Here is a 10,057-nt window from a genome sequence, read left to right on the forward strand (position 1 = left end):
AACTATTTAATTTCTTGTAAAGTGTTGGTGTAAAAAGAGTCGGCATCTACTTTCATCTGCTTTAAAGAAGGCATATGGATATAAAGCATATGACCGGCTTCATAATAGGTGAAATTGATATTCTTAGCCTGTTCCGGTCTCAGTCCCATATGGTTGATCACGTATTTAGAGGCATAATAAGGAGTGGCAAAATCATAATAACCACCAAGCACCCACACCTTCATTGAAGGGTTTACAGACATCGCCTGTCTCATATACTCGGCTACATTCAGGTATTTATTCTGGACATTGCTGTAATTCCAGCGCCCGACACCGCCGCCAAGGATGTAATAAGTCAGGTTATTGGTATAATTCAGCTCTTTTCCAAAATAACTCAGCACTCCGGCAGTATAGGGCCCTGATATGGTTCCTGTATTGCTGGGATCGTATTCTGTAGATGAACCGGTATCATTGTAATCAATTCCGGTAAAACGGGAGTCCAGACGGCCCACAGTCTTTCCTTCGTCCCTGAGCAGCTCTTTGTTGTACTGAGGCAGGTTAATCCTCAGGTTGGTTTGCCGGATGAAACTTTCCGACAGTCCGGTGTATTTACTGAGCTTGAGGACTACGGAAGTATACTCCGCTGCAGTCAGCCGGTCGCCTTTCATCAGTGCGGTGGCATATTCGTTCATGGCAAAAGCCTCCGCTTCGGCTGTCAGTGTCTTCAGATCCTTTGCCTGCATTTCCGGGCTCAGTTGTTTATAATACCAGGAGGTTGCCGCGTAACTGGGAAGGTATAAGGGATAAGGAAGGTCATTTCCGATGGCGAAATTGATGGTCTGGAAATTGAGTACCGCAGAGATGAGCACAATTCCATTGACATACATCTTAAAAGCACTTTGCAGGTAGTTTGATAAGCCCGCTGCCCGGGTTGTACCATAACTCTCTCCCGCCAGAAATTTAGGAGAACCCCAGCGTTTATTCTGGGTAGTATACAGTTTAATAAATTCTCCCACCGACTGGATGTCTTCGTTATAACCCTGAAATTCACTTTTATCCACTCCCGGAGCTGCCCGGCTGAAACCGGTTCCCACAGGATCTATAAACACAAGGTCGCTATGGTCCAGCCAGGAGAACTCATTATTGGTATAGGAATAAGGGGGAGTCAGGGCCTCACCTTTTTCAGACATCACAATTCTCTTTGGCCCGATCACCCCCATATGTAACCAGACTGAGGCAGACCCCGGTCCCCCGTTAAAAGTGTAAGTCACCGGTCTTTTGGTCAGGTCTCCCCCATCATCCTTCGTATAAGCTACGTAGAAGATGTTCGCCCTCAACTTTCCTTCCTCAGTTTTAAGGGGCATATATCCGGTGGTCGCGGTATAACTGATCACTTTTCCATTGATCGTTACCGAGCCTTTGGTCCTGACCGTTTCACCTTCCCCGGATTTTGACTTCAATTCCTGAGCTGCAGGACTATCCGCGGCAGACTTTGTTTGGGCAATGGATAACTGAATACCCATTGCCAATATAAATAAACCTATTTTCTTCATTTCGATACGGATTGATAAAACACAATTACGGACGGGTATCCCAGAACACGCGTTGTAACATATCATTTCTGACTGGCGTATTCGGATTGCTGCTTCTTTCAGAAAGCGGGTAAATGAGCACCCTTGGGATCTTATCATATACCGCTACCGAAATTGGTAGTGGAGTAATGGCCGGAAAACCTGTTCTCCTCCAATCGTTCCATGGTTCCATCAATACCCCAAAATTGGCAACATACTTTTCATTGATGATCTGTTCCAGTTTTTTGGCATTTGTTCCGGTTAAAGTTCCGTATGCAGCAATATAGTCGTCTATGGCAGCAGCACTTACACCAGACTCGGCCATAGAAGAACGAATCCCTGCCTCAAAAAAGGTTTGAGCATCACCCGGAGCACTTAAGCTCAAAGCGGCTTCGGCCCGGATGAAATTATACTCGGAGAACGTAAGCAATCTCGTTGGGGAATTACCAGACCAGGTGATCGATCCATCGGTAATCGTTCCGTCAGGGTTAATTACAATGCTGTTCAGACTGGCATCTCCTTTCAGAAAGGTATTTAACCTGGAATAAGCTACGGAGGAATTGTCCAACACACTGGCGCCTTTATAATTTCCACTATTGTAAGGGAAAGAAACAAAGTAAGAAGGCCTGCGCGGGTCAGATTTAACATTCATCATGTCTACAATCGTTCTGTTCGGAAAAAAGGCATTTCTGAACTGTCCGCCTTCTATACTGGTAATCGGGTTCTGACGACCAGACTCGGCCAGAAATTTCATCTGAAAATTATCTGCATTAGAAGTCATGAACTGCGCACCGCTATTGATCAGCGCCGTAATCTGACTGGAAGCAAAAGCGGGGTCCTTCTGACTGTAGTGCAGGTAAATGCGCAGCTTCAGGGTGTTGGCAAATTTAATCCAGTTGGTCTTCACATTCGACCATACTCCCGGATATATGGTCGTATTTTTGTCCGGTTCAAAGACAGAAGCAGGGGCATTGACATCAGCAATTCCTGCATCAAGAGTAGCAATCAGGTCTTTATAAATCGCCTCATCATCATCATATTTCGGATATAGGTTTTCTGCGAACTTTGAAGCTTCGCTATAAGGTACATCGCCCCACCCGTCAACGGTGACCTGATATACATAGGCTTTTAATATTTTCGCCACACCTGCATAGTGCGGACTGCCATCTTTTTCTGCTTTAGGGATAATTTTTGCAATGTCTGCAAGCAAAGTGGCAAATATAGAACTCCACTGGTTGTTCACATCCGAGTTATTGATGTTGTATCGTTCGTACTCTTTAAAAGTCTGGGAAGTATTGGTGGTCTGTCCGGAAAACTGCTGCATCATCAGACCGCTGTAACGGAACAGATCACTGGCCCCTAAATACCCGACATTTACTGTAATAGAAGGCAATAACTGGGCAACCGGAACATCGATCACGTTATTGGGATCCGTATTGACATCATAGAATTTTTTACAGGAATGGAACAAGCTTCCAAAAAGTAACAGGCTTGTGCATATGATGGTTTTATTCGGTTTCATAGCTTTTATCTAAAATTTCTTTAAATCAGTTAATTAAAATGTGGCCCTTAAGGTCGCTCCGAAAGTTCTGGCTACCGGCTGTATACCGAATTCCAGACCTCTGGCATTGCCTACTCCCAATACGTTTTGCTCGGGATCAAGGTGTGGGAAATTAGGCGCATAAGTCAACAGGTTACGTCCGTAAACAGACAGCTGCAGGCGGCTGATAAATTTGGTCCTTGCCAGCAATTCTTTAGGAAATAAATAGCTGAAGGTAGCCTCTCTCAGTTTCAGGAAAGTGGCATCCAGCACATAACCTTCCCAGGCTACATATTTCCCTGCCAGCCCCCAGTAATCCTGTGCAGACACAGCAGTGGTATTCGGACTGCCATCGGCATGCACACCTTCAAATAAATAAGGAGTAGAAACGGTACCATCTGCATTAAAGCGATCAAATTCAGCGGTTTCTTTAGCTACACCGTTGATTCTTAAATCGCCCACAGTTCTGGAAAGGATATCACCTTTGTATTTAAAGTCAAGCAGGAAGGAGAAGCTAAATGCTTTATAGGTAAAGGAGTTGGTTAATCCTGCAGTAAACTTAGGATTTGGATTCCCTACCGGCCCTACTTCATTTGTGGCCTGCGGCAATCCATTGGCTTTAATGACCATACGTCCCTGGTTATCTCTCTGGTACATATTGGAATAAATCAGACCATAAGGCTGTCCGGCCACCGCCTGAACATTGGGCGATGTAAAACCACCCAGGGAAATCAGGCTTACACCAGGAGCAAGCTCTTTTACTACGGATTTAAAAGTGGTGAAGTTCAACATCGCATCCCAGGTAAAGCTGGATGTCTTTACCGGTGTACCGCTCAATAAAAACTCCAGTCCTTTGGTAGATAGCTTTCCTGCATTTTTCACCTGACTGGTAAAGCCGGAACTTGCAGGAACAGGAACATTGAAAATCAGGTTTCTGGAATCTCTCTTATAAACCGAAAGGTCCAGCGACAACCTGTTGTCAAAAAAGCTCAGCTCTGTTCCCAGCTCAATCTCTCTGGTAAATTCAGGAAGGATATCTTCATTTCCAGACGTATTGGCGTAAGTATATCCCGCCATATTGTTGAAAGGAAAGTTAACTGCAGTAGAACTGAAACCGTCTGAAGCCCCTGCAGTACCATATACGGTAGAAGCGTCATAGGCATTTGCCCCTTTACCCACTTCACCTACGTTCGCCCTGATTTTGGCAGAGGTCAGCACTTTTCCTTTTAGCTCCGGAAAGGCTTCTGTAGGCACAAAACTTATCGCGACAGCCGGATAAAAGATCGACCGGTTTTTCTTACTTAAAGTAGAAGAAAAATCATTACGCGCTTTCACGTTCAGGTTCAGATAAGATTTATAGCCCACAGAGATATCTCCGAAAAAGCCCATTAACCGGGTCCTGAAAAAACTGTCTTCTGCACTAAAGGTGGTGAAGTTTTTAAGGTTGGCAAAGCCGGGAATGGTGATGCTTTTTCCGGTCGCCACAATGGATTTATCATAATTGGAAAGGATCTCATTCCCCAATGTTGCAGAGAGGTTATAATCACCGTAAGTTTTGTTGGCGGTTAATGTAAAATAACTGCTGAGGTTACGGGTCATGTTCTGACGCTCTACAATTCCACCCGCACCGGCAGAAGCTGTATTTCCGTTACTTCTCACTCCTTTATCATCAAATCCGACAAAATTATTGTTGAACACATCCACACCGACTTTTAAATCAGCCTGTAACCAGCTGGTAAAATCGTATTTAAGGTTTAAGTTCCCGAAGAACCTGTTCAACTCCTGGGTAGTCGTAATGTGGTCGATGGACCAGTATGGATTTTCCTCTGAACTGGAGTACCAGATTTGTCCTCCCTGAGCATCGGTAACCGGCAAACCGGAAACATCATAACTGCGGGGTGCATAAATCGCCCTCCACAAGGGGTTAGCACCCTGATTTCCTGCCTGGGTCCGGTTAGATTTGTTATTGATATAAGAAAAGGAAGTATTCATTTTCAGTTTATCGGTAATGCTTGCTCCCATATTCCCGCTGAATGTGTTCTTGTAAAGTTTGTTTCCTGGAACAAGGGCATCCTGAGTATTGTTTCCGTAAGAAATCCGGTAGTTATATTTCTCATTCGCTCCCGAGAAGTTAATGGTATTATCGAGTGCGAGCTGGGTTTGAAGAATGTCCCTTACGTTATCAGGATAAGCCTGCAGGGTCACGGTATTTCCAAGAATATCTGTTACCTGTTGTCCGGCAATACGCGGTCCCCAGGAAGTAGATTTAGGGTCCCATTTATACCGTTGTTCCGGAGTGTCATTCTTTCCATAAATGCCTCTGGATCCCTGGGCATAATCATTCTGATATTCCGGGAACCTGTTTATACTGCCCCAGGAAGTATTGGAAGTAAAGGAAACTTCACTTTTTGTGCCCTGTTTACCCTTTTTCGTAGTGATCAGGATAACACCTGAAGCTGCTCTGGAACCATACAGAACGGTTGCTGCTGCTCCTTTTAAAACGCTGATACTTTCGATGTCTTCAGGATTCACATCTGATGCTCTGCTGGAACTTGCCACACCAGCATTGACACTATTTCCGCCACCACCATTATCGATTGGCACCCCGTCTATAACATATAAAGGCTGGTTACTTCTGGTGATACTGGAAAACCCTCTGATGGTTACGTTAGAGCTGGTAAAACCCCCACCGGAACCGGAGATCTGAACCCCGGCAACTTTACCTGCAAGTGCATTGGTAATGTCTGGTGTCGGGGCCTTGGTCAGACTTTCAGCGCTCACCTTACTGACGCCGTAGCCCAGGGTTTTCTTGTCCCGCTGAATCCCGAATGAAGTGACAACCACCTCTTCGAGACTTTTGGAGTCTTCGACCAGTACAATCTGGTAATCATTTTGGGCTCCGACCGCCACCTTCTGGGCCGTATAACCGATATAACTAATGAGAAGCGTTGAATTGGCTGGTACCTGGATACTAAATTTACCATTACCACTGGTTACAGTGCCAATAGATGTACCTTCTACCTTAATAGAGGCACCGGGGATAGGCTGCTTGTCTTCTTTAGCAGTGACAGTTCCGGTAATCGTTTTGTTCTGTGCATTTGCTATAGAACAGCAAAATAAAAGCACAGAAAAAAAAAGTAATACTTTTTTCATAGTTCGGCTTGCTTAGGGTTAGTTAATAGGTTCGTTTAGAAGGTGATTGACCTCCCTGGTTAACCAAATTTAGTTCAGCAAGCCAACAAATTGTAGGCTTTTATTGTCTACTACTTATCAAAAATTGTCTATTATACCGGGAAAATTCAAAGAAAGACCAAAGCCTGTGGACAAGGCCCGGAAAAAAGAATCAGGAAAGGGTTATAAAGAATTAGAAAAGGACTATAATAAAAAGAAAAGATCATTCAAAAGCACATAAAAAGAGACAAAAAAAGAGCCAATTGCCTTATTAATTGGCACTTCTGCACTCTTAAATTTATACTTCTTGATGTAATCTTTAGGGGCCATGGAAGTGATTTTCTTAAACACCCGGTTAAAGGTGATAATACTGTTGAAGCCTGAAGTATAGGCCACGGAAGAGATACAGTCAAAATCGCCACTAATGATCTTTTTGCAGGCCTCGTTTACCCGGATTTCATGCAGGAAAGACAAATAGGTTTTCCTGGTATGCCGTTTAAAATACTTGCAGAAGGCATGGGGTGTGATACAGGCAATGGAAGCAATGGTGTGGAGTGAAATATCCTCTGAATAATGATCGATGGTATACTGATATACGTCGTTCATCCTCAGTCCTTCGGAATCCGTAAAAGAATGATTGGAAAAACCGGTGGAAAGGGATTTCCATTCTTTAATGTTATTGGCACAGGATTGCAACAGCTTAATCAGGTTCAGAAGCCGGTCAAGTCCTTCTGAATCCCTCACTTCTTTTACCATCCCGGAGATTTGCAAAACATGTGAGGAAGGCACTTGTAAACCAAATGCAGTTCCTTCCATAAACCTTTTTACAGGCTCCATCTCGGGAAGTTCCAGCAAACTGGCCAGGTTATGTTTATGATCAAAGAAGATATGGATCGCATGAATGTTATTGCGGTAACTCTCGCCAAAATGACTGGCATTGGAGCGGAAAAGATGGGGCTGATCGCTACCTATAAAATAGATGTCGCCAGGTTTGCAGGGCTGGGTATAATTTCCTGCAATCAAGGTTCCCTCCCCTTTTATAATTAAAGTAATCTGTACTTCTTTATGCCGGTGCAGATAGTTGTAAAAGTAAGGCAATATATCTTCCTGTACTACTATAGAGTATTCATTTGCAACGGGAACGGTGAATTGAAGTACTTTCATACAATCAATAATACCATAAAAAAGAATAATTTGTACTGCAACTACAGGAGCGTAACAAGAATCATACTTTTCGGCAGCCCTTCCTTCAGGAAAAGACCTAAATCACTGCCGATAAACTACTTAAAGCCCAAAATATCCAAAATCATTAAGTACTTAAATCAGAAGTATAAATATTTTATCAAAAATAGGCCAAAGACAATTCCTTCCGGACAATAAGAACAGAAACAGTTAATGATTTAAGAAAACAAAGGAGGGATCAGGTGTTATATTGGGCTTTTAGCTGCCTGAACGCTATCAAAGAAGTTACAGAAAAGCGGATCTCTAAATGAACAAAGCAATACCGGCGATCTGCCCTGGTATTGCTTTGAATATCGCAATGTCCTGATATGGATATACCTTACTCGCTTACCAGATCCAGAGCGGCCTCTTTTACAGCCTGACTGCTTAGGTCTTCCAGCTCTGCATCATGAGTATAGCTTCTGATTGCCGCAATGCTACGCTCCATATCCAACCAATAGGCATAATAGCCGCTACGGCCCAATACCTGGTTGTCTGCATCTTTCAAAATAAAATAAGAACCCTGTTCGTCTGACTGTCTGCTGAAACGGTGAGCGAATTTTGCATTTGCCCTAACCAGGTCAATTTGCTTTTCACATGCGATCTTTGCAGTCGTACGGTCTGAACTCCGCAATACAATATCGCCGGATTTCAACTTTAGGTTAAAATGGTACTTGTTGTCAAAGTCTTTTATAATCTGAAATTTTGCCATAACTCATTTAAAGTTTACGACTGCAAATTTAAGAGCGTCACAAATAAAAAATACGCATCAGTGTCAATCGAAAAACTGATAATTATCAATTATTGTGGAAAGTTATTACTTCAACATGACCTTTAATAGTTAAGGAATGCAAAAAAAATAGAAGTAACTTTGTGCCATTAATAAAGTATTGATCATTTAACAGGATTCAATAGTAAAGTACAGAGAACGAGAATATGAGCCTATCCGGAATTTTTCCAATTGATCAATGGAATTTCAAATCACAATCTATCCTGAAGAGTATTCCTGCTGAAGACCATGACCGCCTTTGTATCAATATGACTGTAGAAAGTTATAACAAAGGGGATGTGATTTTTAAAGAAGGTGCCGTTCCCTCTGGGATTTTTTACATTCAGAAAGGAATTGTAAAGAAATATAAGGTAGACCGTGACGGCAGGGAGCAGATCATTTATGTAGCAGGCAGCGGTGAACTTCTGGGATACCACGCCATCCTGGCTGAAGACAGATATCCGGATTCTGCAACTGCAATAGAGGATTGCAATATTGCTTTTATCCCTAAGGAGGATTTTCTGGAAGTATTACACAACTCTGTAATCTTATCTCAACGGCTCTTAAAGAACATGAGCCATGAATATGCGGTTTTAACGAATAACATCGCGGTGTTTACCCAAAGAACTGCCCGGGAAAGAGTAGCCATTACCCTGATCGTATTGAGGGAAAAATATAAAAATGAGGAGGCAAACGAGGATACCATCAATATTTCCAGAAGTGACCTGTCCAATATGGCCGGAATCGCCAAAGAAAACCTGGTCCGCATTTTAAAGGAATTTAAAACACTGGGGGTCCTCTATACTGAAGGCCGGAAGATTACCATTACAGATATCAAAATGCTGGCAGAAATCTCCAGCTACAGCAATAAATCCCTCAAACTTCGTTAAGTATTCCCCGTCTTTTGTTTATTGGATGTCACATTCTGTGACTTCCAATCCGACAATTCCGCTGCAGTCAGCTCCGGTGGTTATTTTCCGGCAAAAGCTTTCAGGTATTTATCGATGTATTCCTGTCTGGATCTGGACTTGTATTGCATGATATATCTCGGATGTTCAAGGGCAATGATCTGCTTAAAAAAGCGATGTTCTTCATTTAGCTTTCTGAAAAAACTTTCATTTTTTCCGGTCCCAAAACAAAAGCAAACATCTGTTTCAAAACCCATTGCAATCTGTGTCTGAATATTCTTTACGATAAAAGGGTATACCGCTGTTAACAGCGCCTTATTGTCGTAATAATTATAATTGGTTTCTTTCCCGTTCTCTCCCATTATCGTGAAGCCCAGGGGGCAGATGGAATGGATGTAGAACTGCTGATAGAATTGTGCTACCCCTCCAAAAGCTTTGATCATTTCATAAATATACTCAGAAGAAGGCTCATGGGTCATGGGCCCTGGAAAGTCAATGTCACAATTGGCCACCAGCCGCTTGGGATCCGTAAAAGAAATCCCCGTCAGCCCGGAGCCAAAACGACCGGGGTTAATTCCCAGGATCAAATGCCGGGGCAGCTCATCGTTATAATATTTACGGTAAAATGTGGATGAGGATTGCAAAGCAACCGGGCTTTCTTTAAAGGGGTTCATAATCCTGATTCCCGCAGGTAGAGTTCCTTTGAACTCCAGGTTTTGGTTGAAGGAGATGATCCGATCGGCAAATGTTGACATAAGCTAAAGATAGCCATTCTATCATGAAGAACAACATGGGAGCTCCTCCAGATACGCCATAATGCAAAAGCCCAATAACGAAAAATCGGCAGCCTCCCATCGGAAACTGCCGCTTTTTTATGCTTTATTTCTATGAACGCGGA

The 10,057-nt window shown here is 43.1% G+C and carries 7 protein-coding genes; 1 reads left to right on the forward strand and 6 read right to left on the reverse strand.

Annotated features, from left to right (window positions below; translation table 11 throughout):
* Nucleotides 1-2: 2 nt before the first annotated feature.
* From BFS30_RS27290 to BFS30_RS27310, 5 genes are all read right to left on the reverse strand, one after another.
* Complete coding sequence (locus BFS30_RS27290) at nt 3-1,532, reverse strand: S10 family peptidase (protein ID WP_208603017.1); 1,530 nt, start codon at nt 1,530-1,532, stop codon at nt 3-5.
* Between the two features lie 25 nt (nt 1,533-1,557).
* Nucleotides 1,558-3,072, reverse strand: a complete 1,515-nt coding sequence (locus BFS30_RS27295; RefSeq protein WP_069382193.1) for a SusD/RagB family nutrient-binding outer membrane lipoprotein — start codon at nt 3,070-3,072, stop codon at nt 1,558-1,560.
* 33 nt (nt 3,073-3,105) lie between these two features.
* The gene (locus tag BFS30_RS27300; RefSeq protein WP_069382194.1) at nt 3,106-6,243 is read right to left on the reverse strand and encodes a SusC/RagA family TonB-linked outer membrane protein; all 3,138 of its coding nucleotides are present in this window, start codon (nt 6,241-6,243) and stop codon (nt 3,106-3,108) included.
* 222 nt (nt 6,244-6,465) lie between these two features.
* On the reverse strand, nt 6,466-7,425 hold the full coding sequence (locus tag BFS30_RS27305) for an AraC family transcriptional regulator (RefSeq protein WP_069382195.1): 960 nt from the start codon (nt 7,423-7,425) through the stop codon (nt 6,466-6,468).
* A gap of 397 nt (nt 7,426-7,822) precedes the next feature.
* Entirely contained in the window at nt 7,823-8,194 is a 372-nt protein-coding gene (locus BFS30_RS27310) for a DUF1508 domain-containing protein (protein WP_069382196.1), read from the reverse strand.
* Between the two features lie 224 nt (nt 8,195-8,418).
* On the opposite strand from BFS30_RS27310, the gene BFS30_RS27315 reads away from it, so the two are divergent.
* Nucleotides 8,419-9,141: a Crp/Fnr family transcriptional regulator gene (locus tag BFS30_RS27315; protein ID WP_069382197.1), complete on the forward strand. Its 723-nt coding sequence runs from the start codon at nt 8,419-8,421 to the stop codon at nt 9,139-9,141.
* Nucleotides 9,142-9,221: 80 nt separating this feature from the next.
* Here BFS30_RS27315 and BFS30_RS27320 read toward each other — a convergent pair whose 3' ends face one another.
* Entirely contained in the window at nt 9,222-9,914 is a 693-nt protein-coding gene (locus BFS30_RS27320; RefSeq protein WP_069382198.1) for a uracil-DNA glycosylase family protein, read from the reverse strand.
* Nucleotides 9,915-10,057: the final 143 nt, after the last annotated feature.

Source organism: Pedobacter steynii (assembly GCF_001721645.1).
GTDB lineage: Bacteria > Bacteroidota > Bacteroidia > Sphingobacteriales > Sphingobacteriaceae > Pedobacter > Pedobacter steynii_A.

Bases quoted from the DNA above. Each gene is read 5' to 3' on its own strand.
- BFS30_RS27320 (WP_069382198.1), bottom strand. From the start codon at position 9,914: ATGTCAACATTTGCCGATCGGATCATCTCCTTCAACCAAAACCTGGAG.
- BFS30_RS27295 (WP_069382193.1), bottom strand. From the start codon at position 3,072: ATGAAACCGAATAAAACCATCATATGCACAAGCCTGTTACTTTTTGGA.
- BFS30_RS27310 (WP_069382196.1), bottom strand. From the start codon at position 8,194: ATGGCAAAATTTCAGATTATAAAAGACTTTGACAACAAGTACCATTTT.
- BFS30_RS27300 (WP_069382194.1), bottom strand. From the start codon at position 6,243: ATGAAAAAAGTATTACTTTTTTTTTCTGTGCTTTTATTTTGCTGTTCT.
- BFS30_RS27305 (WP_069382195.1), bottom strand. From the start codon at position 7,425: ATGAAAGTACTTCAATTCACCGTTCCCGTTGCAAATGAATACTCTATA.
- BFS30_RS27290 (WP_208603017.1), bottom strand. From the start codon at position 1,532: ATGAAGAAAATAGGTTTATTTATATTGGCAATGGGTATTCAGTTATCC.
- BFS30_RS27315 (WP_069382197.1), top strand. From the start codon at position 8,419: ATGAGCCTATCCGGAATTTTTCCAATTGATCAATGGAATTTCAAATCA.